Annotated in this window: 28 protein-coding genes; all 28 read left to right on the top strand. The window is 65.8% G+C overall.

Annotated elements, in window-relative coordinates:
- The first annotated feature begins 146 nt into the window (after window positions 1-146).
- The 28 genes from RIU97_RS16425 (at window position 147) to rpsM (ending at window position 15,622) form a co-directional block, all read left to right on the top strand.
- Window positions 147-1,259, top strand: a complete 1,113-nt coding sequence (locus RIU97_RS16425; RefSeq protein ID WP_404957456.1) for a hypothetical protein — start codon at window positions 147-149, stop codon at window positions 1,257-1,259.
- A 469-nt stretch (window positions 1,260-1,728) separates the two neighbouring features.
- Window positions 1,729-2,037 (top strand): 30S ribosomal protein S10, encoded by a 309-nt coding sequence (gene rpsJ, locus RIU97_RS16420; protein ID WP_003948644.1) that lies wholly within the window; start codon window positions 1,729-1,731, stop codon window positions 2,035-2,037.
- A gap of 14 nt (window positions 2,038-2,051) precedes the next feature.
- On the top strand, window positions 2,052-2,696 hold the full coding sequence (gene rplC / locus RIU97_RS16415) for a 50S ribosomal protein L3 (protein WP_007265899.1): 645 nt from the start codon (window positions 2,052-2,054) through the stop codon (window positions 2,694-2,696).
- A gap of 4 nt (window positions 2,697-2,700) precedes the next feature.
- Window positions 2,701-3,351: a 50S ribosomal protein L4 gene (gene rplD / locus RIU97_RS16410; RefSeq protein WP_030725940.1), complete on the top strand. Its 651-nt coding sequence runs from the start codon at window positions 2,701-2,703 to the stop codon at window positions 3,349-3,351.
- Window positions 3,351-3,674, top strand: a complete 324-nt coding sequence (rplW, locus tag RIU97_RS16405) for a 50S ribosomal protein L23 (protein ID WP_030154694.1) — start codon at window positions 3,351-3,353, stop codon at window positions 3,672-3,674. The genes rplD and rplW overlap by 1 nt, the downstream gene beginning before the upstream one ends.
- Window positions 3,675-3,713: 39 nt before the next feature.
- A complete protein-coding gene (gene rplB, locus RIU97_RS16400; protein ID WP_008739715.1) occupies window positions 3,714-4,550 on the top strand; it encodes a 50S ribosomal protein L2 in 837 nt (278 codons plus the stop codon).
- 12 nt (window positions 4,551-4,562) lie between these two features.
- The gene (gene rpsS / locus RIU97_RS16395) at window positions 4,563-4,844 is read left to right on the top strand and encodes a 30S ribosomal protein S19 (RefSeq protein ID WP_008739713.1); all 282 of its coding nucleotides are present in this window, start codon (window positions 4,563-4,565) and stop codon (window positions 4,842-4,844) included.
- Between the two features lie 43 nt (window positions 4,845-4,887).
- A complete protein-coding gene (gene rplV, locus RIU97_RS16390; RefSeq protein ID WP_037792011.1) occupies window positions 4,888-5,235 on the top strand; it encodes a 50S ribosomal protein L22 in 348 nt (115 codons plus the stop codon).
- Window positions 5,235-6,077 carry a 30S ribosomal protein S3 gene (gene rpsC / locus RIU97_RS16385; protein ID WP_008739710.1) on the top strand — a complete coding sequence of 281 codons (843 nt, stop codon included), beginning with the start codon at window positions 5,235-5,237 and terminating at the stop codon, window positions 6,075-6,077. Before rplV ends, rpsC begins: the two co-directional genes overlap by 1 nt.
- Window positions 6,078-6,082: 5 nt before the next feature.
- Complete coding sequence (rplP, locus tag RIU97_RS16380; RefSeq protein ID WP_008739704.1) at window positions 6,083-6,502, top strand: 50S ribosomal protein L16; 420 nt, start codon at window positions 6,083-6,085, stop codon at window positions 6,500-6,502.
- The gene (gene rpmC, locus RIU97_RS16375) at window positions 6,502-6,726 is read left to right on the top strand and encodes a 50S ribosomal protein L29 (protein WP_073912892.1); all 225 of its coding nucleotides are present in this window, start codon (window positions 6,502-6,504) and stop codon (window positions 6,724-6,726) included. The genes rplP and rpmC overlap by 1 nt, the downstream gene beginning before the upstream one ends.
- On the top strand, window positions 6,726-7,010 hold the full coding sequence (rpsQ, locus tag RIU97_RS16370) for a 30S ribosomal protein S17 (RefSeq protein WP_355410230.1): 285 nt from the start codon (window positions 6,726-6,728) through the stop codon (window positions 7,008-7,010). Before rpmC ends, rpsQ begins: the two co-directional genes overlap by 1 nt.
- Before the next feature lie 106 nt (window positions 7,011-7,116).
- Entirely contained in the window at window positions 7,117-7,485 is a 369-nt protein-coding gene (rplN, locus tag RIU97_RS16365) for a 50S ribosomal protein L14 (protein ID WP_008739701.1), read from the top strand.
- A gap of 2 nt (window positions 7,486-7,487) precedes the next feature.
- Window positions 7,488-7,799 (top strand): 50S ribosomal protein L24, encoded by a 312-nt coding sequence (rplX, locus tag RIU97_RS16360; protein WP_030008468.1) that lies wholly within the window; start codon window positions 7,488-7,490, stop codon window positions 7,797-7,799.
- A complete protein-coding gene (rplE, locus tag RIU97_RS16355; protein WP_030388859.1) occupies window positions 7,799-8,350 on the top strand; it encodes a 50S ribosomal protein L5 in 552 nt (183 codons plus the stop codon). Before rplX ends, rplE begins: the two co-directional genes overlap by 1 nt.
- Before the next feature lie 5 nt (window positions 8,351-8,355).
- Complete coding sequence (locus RIU97_RS16350) at window positions 8,356-8,541, top strand: type Z 30S ribosomal protein S14 (protein ID WP_003956452.1); 186 nt, start codon at window positions 8,356-8,358, stop codon at window positions 8,539-8,541.
- 223 nt (window positions 8,542-8,764) lie between these two features.
- Window positions 8,765-9,163, top strand: coding sequence for a 30S ribosomal protein S8 (rpsH, locus tag RIU97_RS16345; protein ID WP_007265911.1), 399 nt, complete (start codon window positions 8,765-8,767; stop codon window positions 9,161-9,163).
- Between the two features lie 20 nt (window positions 9,164-9,183).
- Window positions 9,184-9,723 (top strand): 50S ribosomal protein L6, encoded by a 540-nt coding sequence (gene rplF, locus RIU97_RS16340; RefSeq protein WP_404957446.1) that lies wholly within the window; start codon window positions 9,184-9,186, stop codon window positions 9,721-9,723.
- Between the two features lie 2 nt (window positions 9,724-9,725).
- Window positions 9,726-10,109, top strand: a complete 384-nt coding sequence (gene rplR / locus RIU97_RS16335) for a 50S ribosomal protein L18 (protein ID WP_030008471.1) — start codon at window positions 9,726-9,728, stop codon at window positions 10,107-10,109.
- 45 nt (window positions 10,110-10,154) lie between these two features.
- The gene (rpsE, locus tag RIU97_RS16330) at window positions 10,155-10,760 is read left to right on the top strand and encodes a 30S ribosomal protein S5 (RefSeq protein ID WP_030298218.1); all 606 of its coding nucleotides are present in this window, start codon (window positions 10,155-10,157) and stop codon (window positions 10,758-10,760) included.
- The gene (rpmD, locus tag RIU97_RS16325) at window positions 10,760-10,942 is read left to right on the top strand and encodes a 50S ribosomal protein L30 (protein ID WP_005313525.1); all 183 of its coding nucleotides are present in this window, start codon (window positions 10,760-10,762) and stop codon (window positions 10,940-10,942) included. Before rpsE ends, rpmD begins: the two co-directional genes overlap by 1 nt.
- Window positions 10,943-10,944: 2 nt before the next feature.
- Window positions 10,945-11,400, top strand: coding sequence for a 50S ribosomal protein L15 (rplO, locus tag RIU97_RS16320; RefSeq protein WP_008739693.1), 456 nt, complete (start codon window positions 10,945-10,947; stop codon window positions 11,398-11,400).
- Between the two features lie 187 nt (window positions 11,401-11,587).
- The gene (gene secY / locus RIU97_RS16315; protein ID WP_404957442.1) at window positions 11,588-12,901 is read left to right on the top strand and encodes a preprotein translocase subunit SecY; all 1,314 of its coding nucleotides are present in this window, start codon (window positions 11,588-11,590) and stop codon (window positions 12,899-12,901) included.
- Window positions 12,901-13,548, top strand: a complete 648-nt coding sequence (locus RIU97_RS16310) for an adenylate kinase (protein WP_319725412.1) — start codon at window positions 12,901-12,903, stop codon at window positions 13,546-13,548. The genes secY and RIU97_RS16310 overlap by 1 nt, the downstream gene beginning before the upstream one ends.
- Window positions 13,549-13,640: 92 nt before the next feature.
- Complete coding sequence (gene map / locus RIU97_RS16305; protein ID WP_404957440.1) at window positions 13,641-14,492, top strand: type I methionyl aminopeptidase; 852 nt, start codon at window positions 13,641-13,643, stop codon at window positions 14,490-14,492.
- A gap of 138 nt (window positions 14,493-14,630) precedes the next feature.
- Complete coding sequence (gene infA / locus RIU97_RS16300) at window positions 14,631-14,852, top strand: translation initiation factor IF-1 (protein ID WP_003956442.1); 222 nt, start codon at window positions 14,631-14,633, stop codon at window positions 14,850-14,852.
- 74 nt (window positions 14,853-14,926) lie between these two features.
- Window positions 14,927-15,040: a 50S ribosomal protein L36 gene (gene rpmJ / locus RIU97_RS16295; RefSeq protein ID WP_003956441.1), complete on the top strand. Its 114-nt coding sequence runs from the start codon at window positions 14,927-14,929 to the stop codon at window positions 15,038-15,040.
- Between the two features lie 201 nt (window positions 15,041-15,241).
- Window positions 15,242-15,622 (top strand): 30S ribosomal protein S13, encoded by a 381-nt coding sequence (gene rpsM, locus RIU97_RS16290; protein WP_150518306.1) that lies wholly within the window; start codon window positions 15,242-15,244, stop codon window positions 15,620-15,622.
- The last annotated feature ends 9 nt before the right edge of the window (window positions 15,623-15,631 follow it).

Genomic DNA, 15,631 nt, shown 5'->3' with positions numbered 1-15,631 from the left:
GACCGGGGGTCCTCGCGTATCCGCACCCGTGTTGGCCGGAGCCCGACCCCCATGATCGGACCGGGCCCCGAGGCCAGTAGCATCCGGCCGGTCAGACATGACCTCTGACCGTCACAACAGGGGTTGGGAACGCGGGGGGACGGGGCATGGGAAACGACAACCACAACGACAACGAAGGCGGACGGGGCGTCTCCGACGAGGAATGGCGCCGGTTCCAGGAGGAGGCCGCCGCGGGAACGGGCGCGGCGCCGAGGGAGCCCTCCGCACGGGCTCGGATGGTCACCGAGCGGCTGCGCGCGACGCAGGGCCAGGAGCCGCCGGGGTGGCGCACCGGGCCCGCCCGGCCGGGGCGCCGGCGCCCGGGGCGGCTGGGGGCCGCCGTGGCCGTGGTGCTGATCGCCGGGCTGGCGCTGATCGCCGTACGGCCCGAGCTGGTGATCGACCGGATCACCGGCAAGGCGGACGCCCGCCAAGAGGCGAAGAACGCTGCTCCGCTGCCCGCGGAGTCCGTACGCCCGACCGCGCCCCCGGCGGCCGTGGACCCGGACCGGCCGACTCTGCAGGAACCTTTCCGCGGTTCCCCGGCCCTCCAGTGGGCCGAAGGAGCCGCCGGCATCGAGCTCCCGGAGGCCACGGCCGTCGGCGGGACGTCCAAGCAGCAGGTCGCGGACGCGCTGGAGAAGGCCAGGCAGTTCCTGATCGCGGCCAACCTCGACCCGGCGACCCTGCGCGGGGAGCGGCCGGCCGCCGCCCTGGCGATCCTGGACCCCCGCCAGCCGGAGGTCCCGCAGCGGCTGGAGCAGTCCCTGACGAAGCCCACCGCGGAGAACACCCCGGTGATGCTCTTCACCCGCTTCGACCAGGCGAAGGTCAAGCCGGTCGGTGACGTCGTCAAGGTGCGCGGCAGCATGCGCGCGGAGCAGGGGGAGCCCGGGGAACTCCTCGTGGTGACGGACTACACCTTCGTCCACCCCATGACGGACGGCGGCACGAGCGTGCAGCGCACCATCGTGCGCCGGCAGATCACCCTGAGCCTGCTCGACCCGGCGCGCTGGGCGGCCACCCGGGGCAAGCTCCAGCTGCGCAAGTACGTCTCGGAGTGGTCGAACGTCGGATGCGACTCCGCCGACGGCTTCCTGCACCCGGACTTCCCGCGGGAGGCCCCGGCCGGGTCGGCGCCCACGGGGCCCGCCGTGGATCCGTACGACCGCAGCAGGGACATCCAGGGCGAAGGGTGCGGGACGGTCACCCGCTCCTGACCGGGGGAGAAGCCCCGCCAAGCGATGCGCGTGGTGCAGTTTGACCACTCAGCGTGGCGGGGTATTCTCTTCGGCCCGATTAGCCAGGTACGTGCCTCGTATGGCAGACTACTCAAGTTGCTCGGCTGAGTGCCGATGCTGCGCGCCTCCCGCCGGGAGGACCGGAAGCGAGTCCCACAGTACTCGTCGTCCTTAATCTGCCTCTCGGGGCAGCAATGGGGGCGGACGTACGGGAATCTTCTGGGAAGCGTCAGCACGGTGCCCACCAGGCGCTCGGTGGGTGTTTCTCCCCCGAAACGCGGTCACAGGGACCGCACCCCCTTGGACGAGGGAATTTCCGTATGGGAATTTTCTGTAGAGGGAGTGCGACACGCCCGACCGCGTGGGTCGGAGAGAAGCCGCGGGATCCGTCCCGCAGCCGACCGAGAGCCAGAGCGTTTCCACATACAGACAGGACTACGGAGTAGCCATGGCGGGACAGAAGATCCGCATCCGGCTCAAGGCCTACGACCACGAGGTCATCGATTCCTCGGCGAAGAAGATCGTCGAGACGGTGACGCGCACTGGTGCGTCGGTCGCGGGCCCGGTGCCGCTGCCCACTGAGAAGAACGTGTACTGCGTCATCAAGTCGCCGCACAAGTACAAGGACTCGCGCGAGCACTTCGAGATGCGCACGCACAAGCGCCTGATCGACATCCTCGACCCGACCCCCAAGACCGTTGACTCGCTGATGCGCCTGGACCTTCCGGCCGGCGTTGACATCGAGATCAAGCTCTGAGAGGCGTCGAGAAGATGGCAAAGCAGATCAAGGGCGTCCTGGGCGAGAAGCTCGGCATGACCCAGGTCTGGGACGAGAACAACCGTGTCGTCCCGGTGACCGTGGTCAAGGCCGGACCCTGCGTCGTTACCCAGGTCCGTACGAACGACATCGACGGCTACGAGTCGGTCCAGATCGCCTTCGGCGAGATCGACCCGCGCAAGGTGAACAAGCCCCTCAAGGGCCACTTCGCCAAGGCCGACGTGACCCCCCGCCGCCACCTGGTGGAGCTCCGCACCTCCGACGCCAGCGAGTACACGCTCGGCCAGGAGATCACTGCTGAGGTGTTCGAGTCCGGCGTCAAGGTTGACGTCACGGGCAACAGCAAGGGCAAGGGCTTCGCCGGTGTCATGAAGCGGCACAACTTCCGGGGCCTCGGCGCCGGTCACGGTGTGCAGCGCAAGCACCGCTCTCCCGGTTCGATCGGTGGCTGTGCCACCCCTGGGCGTGTCTTCAAGGGCATGCGCATGGCCGGTCGCATGGGTAACGAGCGTGTCACCACCCAGAACCTGACCATCCACGCGGTTGACGCGGAGAAGGGTCTGCTCCTCATCAAGGGTGCGGTCCCCGGTCCGAACGGCGGCCTCGTCCTGGTCCGTACCGCGGCCAAGGGGGCTTGAGGTAATGAGCACCATTGACATCCTTTCGCCGGCAGGCGACAAGGCCGGTACCGTCGAGCTCCCCGCGGAGATCTTCGACGCGAAGACCAGCGTTCCGCTGATCCACCAGGTCGTTGTCGCTCAGCTGGCTGCTGCCCGTCAGGGCACGCACAAGACCAAGCGCCGTGGCGAAGTCCGTGGTGGTGGCCGCAAGCCGTACCGCCAGAAGGGCACCGGCCGCGCGCGCCAGGGTTCGACCCGTGCGCCGCAGTTCGTCGGCGGTGGCGTTGTCCACGGCCCGCAGCCGCGTGACTACTCCCAGCGGACCCCGAAGAAGATGAAGGCCGCCGCCCTCCGCGGTGCCCTCTCGGACCGTGCGCGTCACTCCCGCATCCACGTCATCACCGGCGTGGTCGAGGGTGCCGCCTCCACGAAGGCCGCCAAGACGCTGTTCGGCAAGATCTCGGAGCGCAAGAACCTGCTCCTGGTCGTCGACCGCGCCGACGAGGCCGCGTGGCTGTCCGCCCGCAACCTGCCCCAGGTTCACATCCTGGAGCCGGGCCAGCTGAACACGTACGACGTGATCGTCTCTGACGACGTGGTCTTCACCCAGGCCGCTTTCGAGTCCTTCGTGTCTGGCCCCAAGGCCGATGAGACCGAAGGGAGCGACGCCTGATGTCTGAGGCGACCGTTACCAGCAAGACCTTCACTGACCCGCGCGACCTGCTGATCAAGCCGGTTGTCTCGGAGAAGAGCTACGCGCTGCTGGACGAGAACAAGTACACGTTCATCGTCGCGCCCGGCTCCAACAAGACCCAGATCAAGCAGGCCGTGGAAGCGGTCTTCGGGGTCAAGGTCACCGGGGTCAACACGATCAACCGTCAGGGTAAGCGCAAGCGCACCAAGACCGGTTTCGGCAAGCGCGCTGACACCAAGCGCGCCATCGTGACCCTCGCTGAGGGCGACCGAATCGACATCTTCGGCGGCCAGGCCTCCTAACGGAGGTCTAGTCGTCCGGAATCGGACGAGGACTGAGAAATGGGTATCCGCAAGTACAAGCCGACGACCCCGGGCCGTCGTGGCTCCAGCGTCGCCGACTTTGTCGAGATCACGCGGTCCACGCCGGAGAAGTCGCTGGTTCGCCCCCTGCACAGCAAGGGCGGCCGTAACAACACCGGTCGGATCACTGTTCGCCACCAGGGTGGTGGACACAAGCGCGCCTACCGCGTGATCGACTTCCGTCGTCACGACAAGGACGGCGTGCCGGCCAAGGTCGCGCACATCGAGTACGACCCCAACCGCACTGCGCGCATCGCGCTCCTGCACTACGCGGACGGCGAGAAGCGCTACATCATCGCGCCGAAGGCTCTGAAGCAGGGCGACCGGATTGAGAACGGCCCCACGGCCGACATCAAGCCCGGCAACAACCTGGCCCTCCGCAACATCCCGGTCGGTACCACGATCCACGCGATCGAGCTCCGTCCCGGTGGTGGCGCCAAGTTCGCCCGTTCCGCGGGTGCCTCCGTGCAGCTGCTGGCGAAGGAGGGCACGATGGCCCACCTTCGTATGCCTTCCGGTGAGATCCGCCTGGTCGACGCGCGCTGCCGCGCCACCGTCGGTGAGGTCGGCAACGCCGAGCAGTCGAACATCAACTGGGGCAAGGCCGGCCGCATGCGCTGGAAGGGCGTTCGCCCGTCCGTCCGCGGTGTCGCGATGAACCCGGTTGACCACCCGCACGGTGGTGGTGAGGGCAAGACCAGTGGTGGTCGCCACCCGGTCTCCCCGTGGGGTCAGAAGGAGGGTCGTACTCGCTCGCCGAAGAAGGCTTCGAGCAAGTACATCGTCCGCCGCCGCAAGACGAACAAGAAGCGCTAGGAGCGGGTTTAGATGCCGCGCAGTCTCAAGAAGGGGCCCTTCGTCGACGACCACCTCGTAAAGAAGGTGGACGTCCAGAACGAAGCCGGCACCAAGAACGTCATCAAGACCTGGTCCCGTCGCTCGATGATCATCCCCAGCATGCTGGGTCACACCATCGCGGTGCACAACGGCAAGACCCACGTCCCGGTGTTCGTCACCGAGTCGATGGTCGGCCACAAGCTCGGCGAGTTCTCGCCGACTCGCACCTTCCGCGGCCACGTCAAGGACGACCGGAAGTCGAAGCGCCGCTAAAGGCGGGGTGGTTACGACTATGACTTACACCGAAGGGACAACCATGGAAGCCAGGGCCCAGGCGCGGTACATCCGCGTCACGCCCATGAAGGCCCGCCGAGTGGTGGACCTTATCCGTGGCATGGATGCCACGGAGGCTCAGGCGGTCCTGCGTTTCGCCCCGCAGGCCGCGAGCGTGCCGGTTGGCAAGGTGCTTGACAGCGCCATTGCCAATGCCGCACACAACTACAACCACCCGGACGCCTCCACGCTGGTCATCAGCGAGGCGTTCGTGGACGAGGGCCCGACCCTGAAGCGGTTCCGTCCGCGTGCGCAGGGCCGTGCCTACCGGATCCGCAAGCGGACCAGCCACATCACCGTGGTCGTCAGCAGCAAGGAAGGTTCCCGGTAATGGGCCAGAAGGTAAACCCGCACGGGTTCCGGCTCGGCATCACCACCGACTTCAAGTCGCGTTGGTACGCCGACAAGCTGTACAAGGACTACGTCAAGGAAGACGTCGCCATCCGTCGGATGATGACGTCCGGCATGGAGCGCGCCGGCATCTCGAAGGTTGAGATCGAGCGCACCCGTGACCGCGTGCGTGTGGACATCCACACCGCTCGTCCGGGCATCGTCATCGGCCGCCGTGGCGCCGAGGCCGACCGCATCCGCGGTGACCTCGAGAAGCTCACGGGCAAGCAGGTCCAGCTGAACATCCTCGAGGTCAAGAACCCCGAGCTCGACGCTCAGCTGGTTGCCCAGGCCGTTGCCGAGCAGCTCTCCTCCCGCGTCTCCTTCCGTCGCGCCATGCGTAAGAGCATGCAGGGCACGATGAAGGCCGGCGCCAAGGGCATCAAGATCCAGTGTGGCGGCCGTCTCGGCGGCGCCGAGATGTCCCGCTCCGAGTTCTACCGCGAAGGCCGTGTGCCGCTGCACACCCTCCGCGCGAACGTGGACTACGGCTTCTTCGAGGCCAAGACCACCTTCGGCCGTATCGGTGTGAAGGTCTGGATCTACAAGGGCGACGTCAAGAACATCGCCGAGGTTCGCGCCGAGAACGCTGCGGCCCGTGCGGGTAACCGCCCGGCCCGTGGCGCGCAGGGCGCTGGCGACCGTCCCGCCGGCCGTGGTGGCCGTGGTGGCGAGCGCGGCGGCCGTGGTGGCCGCAAGCCGCAGCAGGCTGCTGGTGCCGAGGCCCCCAAGGCCGACGCTCCCGCCGCCGCTCCGGCCGAGAGCACCGGAACGGAGGCCTGACCGACATGCTGATCCCTCGTAGGGTCAAGCACCGCAAGCAGCACCACCCGAAGCGCAGCGGTATGGCCAAGGGCGGTACTGAGGTCACGTTCGGCGAGTACGGCATCCAGGCGCTGACCCCGGCGTACGTGACGAACCGCCAGATCGAGGCGGCTCGTATTGCGATGACCCGCCACATCAAGCGTGGCGGCAAGGTCTGGATCAACATCTACCCGGACCGCCCGCTGACGAAGAAGCCGGCCGAAACCCGCATGGGTTCCGGTAAGGGTTCTCCCGAGTGGTGGATCGCCAACGTGCACCCGGGCCGGGTCATGTTCGAGCTGTCCTACCCGAACGAGAAGATTGCTCGTGAGGCGCTCACCCGCGCTGCTCACAAGCTTCCGATGAAGTGCCGGATTGTTCGGCGCGAGGCAGGTGAGTCGTGATGGCGACGGGAACCAAGGCGTCCGAGCTGCGTGAGCTCGGCAACGAGGAGCTCGTTGGCAAGCTGCGCGAGGCCAAGGAGGAGCTGTTCAAGCTCCGCTTCCAGGCGGCCACGGGTCAGCTGGAGAACAACGGCCGGCTCAGGTCCGTCCGCAAGGACATCGCTCGCATCTACACCCTGATGCACGAGCGTGAGCTCGGTATCGAGACGGTGGAGAGCGCCTGATGAGCGAGAACAACGTGACTGAGAACAAGACCGACCGCGGTTTCCGCAAGACCCGTGAGGGTCTGGTCGTCAGCGACAAGATGGACAAGACCGTCGTCGTCGCCGTTGAGGACCGCGTGAAGCACGCCCTGTACGGCAAGGTCATCCGCCGTACGAACAAGCTCAAGGCGCACGACGAGCAGAACGCTGCCGGCGTCGGCGACCGCGTCCTCATCATGGAGACGCGTCCGCTGTCGGCGAGCAAGCGCTGGCGCATCGTCGAGATCCTCGAGAAGGCCAAGTAATTCGTCCGGGGGGTTTCCCCCGGATTCGTTCCGCCAGGCTCGGTGGGGGCCTCGCTCCTCGGAGTGAAGCCCCCGCCGGGAACCGGCAGACAAACAGGAGATACACGTGATCCAGCAGGAGTCGCGACTGCGTATCGCCGACAACACTGGTGCCAAGGAAATCCTTTGCATCCGTGTTCTCGGTGGTTCCGGTCGCCGCTACGCGGGCATCGGTGACGTCATCGTCGCCACCGTCAAGGACGCGATCCCCGGTGGCAACGTGAAGAAGGGTGACGTCGTCAAGGCGGTCATCGTTCGCACCGTCAAGGAGCGTCGCCGCCAGGACGGCTCGTACATCCGCTTTGACGAGAACGCCGCCGTCATTCTGAAGAACGACGGCGACCCTCGCGGCACCCGTATCTTCGGCCCGGTGGGCCGTGAGCTGCGCGAGAAGAAGTTCATGAAGATCATCTCGCTCGCGCCGGAGGTGCTGTAAGCATGAAGATCAAGAAGGGCGACCTGGTTCAGGTCATCACCGGTAAGGACAAGGGCAAGCAGGGCAAGGTCATCGTTGCCTTCCCCGCTGACAACCGCGTCCTCGTCGAGGGTGTCAACCGGGTCAAGAAGCACACCAAGGCTGCGCAGAACCAGGCCGGTGGCATTGTGATCACCGAGGCCCCGGTCCACGTCAGCAACGTTCAGCTGGTTGTGGAGAAGGACGGCAAGAAGGTCGTCACCCGCGTCGGCTACCGCTTCGACGACGAGGGCAACAAGATCCGCGTTGCCAAGCGGACGGGTGAGGACATCTGATGGCTACCACTCCGCGTCTCAAGACGAAGTACCGCGAGGACATCGCGGGCAAGCTGCGTGAGGAGTTCTCCTACGAGAACGTCATGCAGATCCCCGGCCTCGTGAAGATCGTGGTCAACATGGGTGTGGGCGACGCCGCCCGCGACTCCAAGCTGATCGACGGCGCCATCAAGGACCTGACGACGATCACCGGTCAGAAGCCGGCCGTCACGAAGGCCCGGAAGTCCATCGCGCAGTTCAAGCTGCGCGAGGGTCAGCCGATCGGCTGCCACGTCACCCTCCGTGGTGACCGCATGTGGGAGTTCCTGGACCGTACGCTGTCGCTCGCGCTGCCGCGTATCCGTGACTTCCGTGGTCTGTCGCCGAAGCAGTTCGACGGCCGTGGCAACTACACCTTCGGTCTCACGGAGCAGGTCATGTTCCACGAGATCGACCAGGACAAGATCGACCGTACCCGGGGTATGGACATCACCGTGGTCACCACGGCGACCAACGACGACGAGGGCCGCGCCCTCCTTCGTCACCTCGGCTTCCCCTTCAAGGAGGCGTAAGCGAGATGGCGAAGAAGGCTCTCATCGCGAAGGCTGCCCGCAAGCCCAAGTTCGGTGTGCGTGCGTACACCCGCTGCCAGCGCTGCGGTCGCCCCCACTCCGTGTACCGCAAGTTCGGCCTGTGCCGCGTCTGCCTTCGTGAGATGGCTCACCGTGGCGAGCTGCCGGGCGTGACCAAGAGCTCCTGGTAAATCACCCTCGTCCGCAAGGACTTGGGCGCTACCAGGCACTCTCGGTAAGCATCTGGACGGTGGGTGCCCAGCCGCGCATGCCTTAGGCTTGTGTGGTTGGGCGTCCGCCGCCCATAACGACTTACTACGCCGTAGGTCCCCGCACCGCACCCGTCCCGCCACTGAGTGGGGAGAGGGATGGCGCATACAGGAAACCCCGGCGAGAGAGGCCGAAGGCCACTTCATGACCATGACTGACCCGATCGCAGACATGCTCACTCGTCTGCGTAACGCTAACTCGGCGTACCACGACACCGTCGTGATGCCGCACAGCAAGATCAAGTCGCACATCGCAGAGATCCTCAAGCAGGAGGGTTTCATCACCGGCTGGAAGGTCGAGGACGCCGAGGTCGGCAAGAACCTCGTCCTCGAGCTGAAGTTCGGGCCGAACCGCGAGCGCTCCATTGCGGGCATCAAGCGGATCTCGAAGCCCGGTCTGCGCGTGTACGCGAAGTCCACCAACCTGCCCAAGGTGCTCGGCGGCCTGGGCGTGGCGATCATCTCCACGTCCCACGGTCTCCTCACCGGCCAGCAGGCAGGCAAGAAGGGCGTAGGTGGGGAAGTCCTCGCCTACGTCTGGTAGTCGGGAACGGAGGAAAAGCAATGTCGCGAATCGGCAAGCTCCCCATCCAGGTTCCCGCCGGTGTGGACGTCACCATCGATGGCAGCACGGTCGCGGTGAAGGGCCCCAAGGGTTCCCTCTCCCACACCGTTAAGGCTCCCATCGCCGTCGAGAAGGGCGAGGACGGCGTTCTGAACGTCACCCGTCCGAACGACGAGCGTCAGAACAAGGCCCTGCACGGCCTGTCCCGCACGCTGGTGGCGAACATGATCACCGGTGTGACCACGGGATACGTCAAGGCTCTCGAGATCAGCGGTGTCGGTTACCGTGTCCTGGCGAAGGGCTCCAACCTGGAGTTCCAGCTGGGTTACAGCCACCCGATCCTGGTGGAGGCGCCCGAGGGCATCTCCTTCAAGGTCGAGTCGCCGACCAAGTTCTCGGTCGAGGGCATCGACAAGCAGAAGGTCGGCGAGGTCGCCGCCAACATCCGCAAGCTGCGGAAGCCCGACCCGTACAAGGCCAAGGGTGTCAAGTACGCCGGCGAAGTCATCCGCCGCAAGGTCGGAAAGGCTGGTAAGTAGCCATGGCATACGGTGTGAAGATCGCCAAGGGCGACGCGTACAAGCGCGCTGCCAAGGCTCGCCGCCACATCCGCATCCGCAAGAACGTCTCGGGTACGGCGGAGCGTCCGCGCCTCGTCGTGACGCGTTCCAACCGCAACATCGTTGCTCAGGTCATCGACGACCTCCAGGGTCACACCCTGGCGTCGGCGTCGACCCTGGACGCTTCGATCCGCGGTGGCGAAGGCGACAAGAGCTCGCAGGCCCAGGCTGTCGGCGCGCTCGTCGCCGAGCGTGCCAAGGCTGCGGGTGTCGAGACCGTCGTGTTCGACCGCGGTGGCAACCGATACGCCGGGCGCATTGCCGCTCTGGCTGACGCCGCCCGCGAAGCCGGGCTGAAGTTCTAAGCCCCGGTTCCGGGACTCACGGACGTAACAGAGAGAGGTAATCCAATGGCTGGACCCCAGCGCCGCGGAAGCGGTGCCGGTGGCGGCGAGCGGCGGGACCGGAAGGGTCGCGACGGTGGCCCTGCCGCCGAGAAGACCGCTTACGTTGAGCGCGTTGTCGCGATCAACCGCGTCGCCAAGGTTGTCAAGGGTGGTCGCCGCTTCAGCTTCACCGCGCTGGTCGTGGTGGGCGACGGTGACGGCACTGTAGGTGTCGGTTACGGCAAGGCCAAGGAAGTTCCCGCGGCCATCGCCAAGGGTGTCGAGGAAGCCAAGAAGAACTTCTTCAAGGTTCCGCGCATCCAGGGCACCATCCCTCACCCGATCACGGGCGAGCGTGCCGCGGGCGTCGTGCTCCTGAAGCCGGCTTCCCCCGGTACCGGTGTTATCGCCGGTGGCCCGGTGCGCGCCGTTCTGGAGTGCGCCGGCGTTCACGACATCCTGTCGAAGTCGCTCGGCTCGTCGAACGCGATCAACATCGTGCACGCGACCGTGGCAGCGCTCAAGGGTCTGCAGCGTCCCGAGGAGATCGCGGCTCGCCGTGGTCTGCCCCTCGAGGACGTCGCTCCCGCGGCTCTGCTCCGTGCGCGTGCCGGGGCGGGTGCTGCGTAATGGCCCGCCTCAAGATCACGCAGACGAAGTCGTACATCGGCAGCAAGCAGAACCACCGCGACACGCTGCGTTCGCTCGGGCTCAAGCGCCTGAACGACGTCGTCGTCAAGGAGGACCGCCCCGAGTTCCGCGGAATGGTTCACACCGTCCGCCACCTCGTGACGGTTGAGGAGGTTGACTAATCATGGCTGAGAACAGCCCGCTGAAGGCCCACAACCTCCGTCCCGCCCCCGGCGCCAAGACCGCGAAGACCCGTGTCGGTCGTGGTGAGGCGTCGAAGGGTAAGACGGCCGGTCGTGGTACGAAGGGCCAGAAGGCCCGTTACCAGATCCCGCAGCGCTTCGAGGGCGGGCAGATGCCCCTCCACATGCGCCTGCCGAAGCTCAAGGGCTTCAAGAACCCGTTCCGCACCGAGTTCCAGGTCGTGAACCTGGACAAGCTCGGCGCTCTCTACCCCGAGGGTGGAGAAGTCACGGTGGCCGACCTGGTCGCCAAGGGCGCGGTTCGCAAGAACAGCCTCGTCAAGGTCCTGGGCCAGGGCGAGCTCTCCGTGGCGCTGCAGGTTTCGGTTGACGCCGTCTCCGCCTCCGCCAAGGAGAAGATTGCCGCTGCCGGCGGCACCGTCACCGAGCTCGTCTAAGACGATTTCAGTGGCTGAATAGCTCGAAACCCGACCGGGGATGCCTCACATATGGGGCATCCCCGGTTGGTCGTTCCACGGAAGGCACACTCGCCGGTAAGGTGGCGTGCACCTTTGCTTTGTCGTATACGTCGATCCCTCAGACCGTCACCTCTGACGCAGTAGCGCGGGGGTCGCAGGAGGCACCGTGCTCACCGCGTTCGCCCGGGCGTTCAAGACGCCCGACCTGCGCAAGAAGCTGCTCTTCACGCTCGGCATCATCGTGCTGTTCCGGCTCGGGTCCCACATCCCGGTACCCGGCGTGAGCTATAAGAACGTACAGATCTGCGTCGAACAGGCGGGCAACAGCAATGGGCTGTTCGGCCTCGTCAACATGTTCAGCGGCGGCGCGCTGCTGCAGATCACGATCTTTGCGCTCGGCATCATGCCGTACATCACGGCGAGCATCATCCTGCAGCTGCTGACCGTGGTCATCCCGAAGCTGGAGACCCTCAAAAAAGAGGGACAGTCCGGCACGGCGAAGATCACTCAGTACACGCGCTATTTGACGGTCGCCCTTGCGATCCTGCAGGGCACCGGCCTTGTCGCCACCGCCCGCACCGGTGCCCTTTTCGGGAGCTGCCCGGTCGGTCGCGAGATCGTCCCGGACCGGTCGATCTTCACCACGATCGTCATGGTGGTCACCATGACCGCCGGCACCTGCGTCGTCATGTGGCTCGGTGAGCTCATCACCGACCGCGGCATCGGCAACGGCATGTCGATCCTCATGTTCATCTCGATCGCCGCCGGCTTCATCGGCGCGCTGTGGCAGATCAAGCTCCAGGGCAAGATCGCCGACGGCTGGGTCGAATTCGGTGTCGTCATGCTGGTCGGCCTCGCGATGGTCGGCCTGGTGGTCTTCGTCGAACAGGCGCAGCGCCGGATCCCGGTCCAGTACGCGAAGCGCATGATCGGCCGCCGTGCCTACGGCGGTACCTCGACCTACATCCCGCTCAAGGTGAACCAGGCGGGCATCATCCCCGTCATCTTCGCCTCGTCGCTGCTCTACATCCCGGCGCTGGTCGTGCAGTTCAGCGGGTCCACCGCGGGCTGGGCCACCTGGATCCAGAAGCACTTCGTCAAGGGCGACCACCCGTACTACATCGCGGTCTACTTCCTCCTGATCGTCTTCTTCGCGTTCTTCTACGTGGCGATCTCGTTCAACCCCGAGGAAGTTGCAGACAACATGAAGAAGTATGGTGGGTTCATCCCGGGTATTCGTGCCGGTCGACCCACCGCTGAGTACCTGAGCTACGTGCTCAACCGGATCACCTGGCCGGGGTCGCTGTACCTGGGTCTCATCGCTCTTGTGCCGACGATGGCGTTGGCCGGCTTCGGAGCGAACCAGAACTTCCCGTTCGGCGGGACGAGCATCCTGATCATCGTGGGTGTGGGTCTGGAAACCGTGAAGCAGATCGAGAGCCAGCTCCAGCAGCGTAATTACGAAGGGTTCCTCCGCTGATGCGAATCGTCCTCGTCGGACCGCCCGGTGCGGGCAAGGGAACGCAGGCCGCGTTCCTTGCCAAGAACCTGTCGATCCCGCACATCTCCACGGGCGACCTGTTCCGGGCCAACATCAGCCAGGGCACCGAGCTGGGCAAGCAGGCGAAGGCGTACATGGACGCCGGCGACCTGGTCCCCGACGAGGTGACCATCGGCATGGCGAAGGACCGGATGGAGCAGCCGGACGCCGTGGGCGGCTTCCTGCTCGACGGTTTCCCGCGCAACGTCTCGCAGGCCGAGGCCCTCGACGTGATGCTCCAGGCGGAGGGCATGAAGCTCGACGCCGTCCTCGACCTGGAGGTCGAGGAGGACGAGGTCGTCAAGCGGATCGCCGGTCGCCGGATCTGCCGCAACGACTCTTCGCACGTCTTCCACGTCACGTACGCCCCGCCGAAGGCCGAGGGCGTGTGCGACACCTGCGGCGGCGAGCTGTACCAGCGCGGTGACGACTCCGAGGCCACGGTCCGCAACCGGCTGGAGGTCTACCACACGCAGACCGAGCCGATCATCGACTACTACAAGGCCCAGGGCCTGCTGGTGACCATCCCGGCCCTCGGTGAGGTCGCGGACGTCACGAAGCGCGCGATGGACGCCCTCAAGAAGTAGTGCCCCCGTAGTGCAAGAACGGCCGCGGTGTCCCCAGGACATCGCGGCCGTACTGTTGAGAAGACTCGTACCGAGGCTGGAAGGCGTTTTTCATGGTCCAGATCAAGACCCCCGAGCAGATCGCGAAGATGCGCGAGGCGGGGCTGGTCGTCGCCGCGATCCACGCGGCGACCCGTGAGGCGGCCGTTCCGGGCGCCACGACGCGTGATCTGGACATGGTGGCCCGCAAGGTGATCGCGGACGCCGGCGCCAAGTCGAACTTCCTCGGCTACGGCGGCTTCCCCGCGACGATCTGCACCTCGGTGAACGAGGTCGTCGTCCACGGCATCCCGGACGACCAGACGGTCCTCAAGGACGGCGACATCATCTCGATCGACGCCGGCGCCATCGTCGACGGCTGGCACGGCGACGCCGCGTACACCGCCTTCGTGGGCACTGGGCACGCCCCTGAGCTCCTGGAGCTCTCCCGGGTGACCGAGGAGTCCATGTGGGCCGGTATCGCCGCCATGAAGCTCGGCAACCGCCTCGTGGACATCTCCAAGGCGATCGAGACGTACATCAAGCGCCAGCCGCGTCCCGCCACCGGTGACCACAGCCTCGGCAAGTTCGGGATCATCGAGGACTACGGCGGCCACGGCATCGGGTCCGAGATGCACATGGACCCCCACCTGCTGAACTACGTCTCGCGCAAGCGGGGCAAGGGCATCAAGCTGGTCCCGGGCCTCTGCCTGGCGATCGAGCCGATGGTCTCCCTGGGCACCGCCCAGACGGAGGTCCTGGCGGACGACTGGACCGTCATCACCACGGACGGCACCTGGTCCTCGCACTGGGAGCACTCCATCGCCCTGACGGAGGCCGGTCCGATCGTTCTGACCAGCCCGGACTGCGGCAAGGCGAAACTGGCGGAATACGGGGTCACCACGGCTCCGGACCCGCTGGCGTAATGATCTACACTCTGGGGCAAACTTTCCGGATTCGTCTTTCTGGGTGCCCTGACGTAGACTAACTCGTCGGCTCTCGTGCACTTCCATGCCTGCATGGCGCACCGAGCCGATCAAGGTAGCCGATTCGAAGGGCGAAGCGTGGCCAAGAAGCAAGGTGCCATCGAAATCGAGGGCACCGTGATCGAGTCCCTCCCGAACGCGATGTTCAAGGTGGAACTGCAGAACGGTCACAAGGTCCTCGCGCACATCAGCGGCAAGATGCGCATGCACTACATCCGCATCCTCCCGGATGACCGGGTCGTCGTGGAGCTGTCTCCGTACGACCTGACGCGTGGCCGGATCGTCTACCGATACAAGTAGATCTTGTCCTCACTCCTGCCTGGGCGTCTTGTCCCGGTGCGGGTGGTGGCACTGACCCGGAGAACCTCACCAACATGAAGGTCAAGCCGAGCGTCAAGAAGATCTGCGACAAGTGCAAGGTGATCCGCCGTCACGGCCGGGTCATGGTCATCTGCGACAACCTGCGCCACAAGCAGCGCCAGGGCTGACGCACGCCGACCGACCTGCCTTAACGCAGTTCTTCGCGCGACGTAAGAAAACGTACATACGCAGAATCCGCCCAGCCCCGCAAGGGGCCGGCGGCACCTCCGGCGGGGGCCGGGGACCCGGACGTACCACCACCCATTCAGGTGTGGTCGGCGGTCGGGGCTGATTCTGCGGAAGACCCCCGAACACACAGGAGCCATTGAATGGCACGCGTTTCCGGTGTTGACATCCCGCGCGAAAAGCGTGTGGAGATCGCACTCACCTACGTCTTCGGTGTCGGTCGCACCCGGTCCAAGGAGATCCTTGCGGCCACCGGTGTGAACCCGAACACCCGCGTTCGTGACCTGGCCGAAGAGGACCTGGTCAAGATCCGCGAGTACGTGGACGCCAACCTCCGCACCGAGGGTGACCTCCGCCGCGAGATCCAGGCCGACATCCGCCGCAAGGTCGAGATCCAGTGCTACCAGGGCATCCGCCACCGTCGCGGCCTCCCGGTGCACGGTCAGCGCACCAGCACGAACGCGCGTACCCGCAAGGGCCCGCGTCGCGCGATCGCCGGTAAGAAGAAGCCGGGCAAGAAGTAGTCCTGTTCA

Source organism: Streptomyces sp. 147326 (assembly GCF_045000215.1).
In the GTDB taxonomy this organism is placed as follows: domain Bacteria; phylum Actinomycetota; class Actinomycetes; order Streptomycetales; family Streptomycetaceae; genus Streptomyces.
This window is presented reverse-complemented; position numbering and strand designations above follow the sequence as displayed.

Bases quoted from the DNA above. Each gene is read 5' to 3' on its own strand.
- rpmJ (WP_003956441.1), top strand. From the start codon at position 14,927: ATGAAGGTCAAGCCGAGCGTCAAGAAGATCTGCGACAAGTGCAAGGTG.
- rpsM (WP_150518306.1), top strand. From the start codon at position 15,242: ATGGCACGCGTTTCCGGTGTTGACATCCCGCGCGAAAAGCGTGTGGAG.
- rpmC (WP_073912892.1), top strand. From the start codon at position 6,502: ATGGCGACGGGAACCAAGGCGTCCGAGCTGCGTGAGCTCGGCAACGAG.
- rpsQ (WP_355410230.1), top strand. From the start codon at position 6,726: ATGAGCGAGAACAACGTGACTGAGAACAAGACCGACCGCGGTTTCCGC.
- rplX (WP_030008468.1), top strand. From the start codon at position 7,488: ATGAAGATCAAGAAGGGCGACCTGGTTCAGGTCATCACCGGTAAGGAC.
- rplC (WP_007265899.1), top strand. From the start codon at position 2,052: ATGGCAAAGCAGATCAAGGGCGTCCTGGGCGAGAAGCTCGGCATGACC.
- map (WP_404957440.1), top strand. From the start codon at position 13,641: ATGGTCCAGATCAAGACCCCCGAGCAGATCGCGAAGATGCGCGAGGCG.
- rplW (WP_030154694.1), top strand. From the start codon at position 3,351: ATGTCTGAGGCGACCGTTACCAGCAAGACCTTCACTGACCCGCGCGAC.
- rplV (WP_037792011.1), top strand. From the start codon at position 4,888: ATGGAAGCCAGGGCCCAGGCGCGGTACATCCGCGTCACGCCCATGAAG.
- rplD (WP_030725940.1), top strand. From the start codon at position 2,701: ATGAGCACCATTGACATCCTTTCGCCGGCAGGCGACAAGGCCGGTACC.
- rpmD (WP_005313525.1), top strand. From the start codon at position 10,760: ATGGCCCGCCTCAAGATCACGCAGACGAAGTCGTACATCGGCAGCAAG.
- rpsC (WP_008739710.1), top strand. From the start codon at position 5,235: ATGGGCCAGAAGGTAAACCCGCACGGGTTCCGGCTCGGCATCACCACC.
- rplO (WP_008739693.1), top strand. From the start codon at position 10,945: ATGGCTGAGAACAGCCCGCTGAAGGCCCACAACCTCCGTCCCGCCCCC.
- rpsS (WP_008739713.1), top strand. From the start codon at position 4,563: ATGCCGCGCAGTCTCAAGAAGGGGCCCTTCGTCGACGACCACCTCGTA.
- rplP (WP_008739704.1), top strand. From the start codon at position 6,083: ATGCTGATCCCTCGTAGGGTCAAGCACCGCAAGCAGCACCACCCGAAG.
- RIU97_RS16310 (WP_319725412.1), top strand. From the start codon at position 12,901: ATGCGAATCGTCCTCGTCGGACCGCCCGGTGCGGGCAAGGGAACGCAG.
- rpsJ (WP_003948644.1), top strand. From the start codon at position 1,729: ATGGCGGGACAGAAGATCCGCATCCGGCTCAAGGCCTACGACCACGAG.
- rplR (WP_030008471.1), top strand. From the start codon at position 9,726: ATGGCATACGGTGTGAAGATCGCCAAGGGCGACGCGTACAAGCGCGCT.
- rpsE (WP_030298218.1), top strand. From the start codon at position 10,155: ATGGCTGGACCCCAGCGCCGCGGAAGCGGTGCCGGTGGCGGCGAGCGG.
- rplF (WP_404957446.1), top strand. From the start codon at position 9,184: ATGTCGCGAATCGGCAAGCTCCCCATCCAGGTTCCCGCCGGTGTGGAC.
- rplB (WP_008739715.1), top strand. From the start codon at position 3,714: ATGGGTATCCGCAAGTACAAGCCGACGACCCCGGGCCGTCGTGGCTCC.
- RIU97_RS16425 (WP_404957456.1), top strand. From the start codon at position 147: ATGGGAAACGACAACCACAACGACAACGAAGGCGGACGGGGCGTCTCC.
- rplE (WP_030388859.1), top strand. From the start codon at position 7,799: ATGGCTACCACTCCGCGTCTCAAGACGAAGTACCGCGAGGACATCGCG.
- rpsH (WP_007265911.1), top strand. From the start codon at position 8,765: ATGACCATGACTGACCCGATCGCAGACATGCTCACTCGTCTGCGTAAC.
- RIU97_RS16350 (WP_003956452.1), top strand. From the start codon at position 8,356: ATGGCGAAGAAGGCTCTCATCGCGAAGGCTGCCCGCAAGCCCAAGTTC.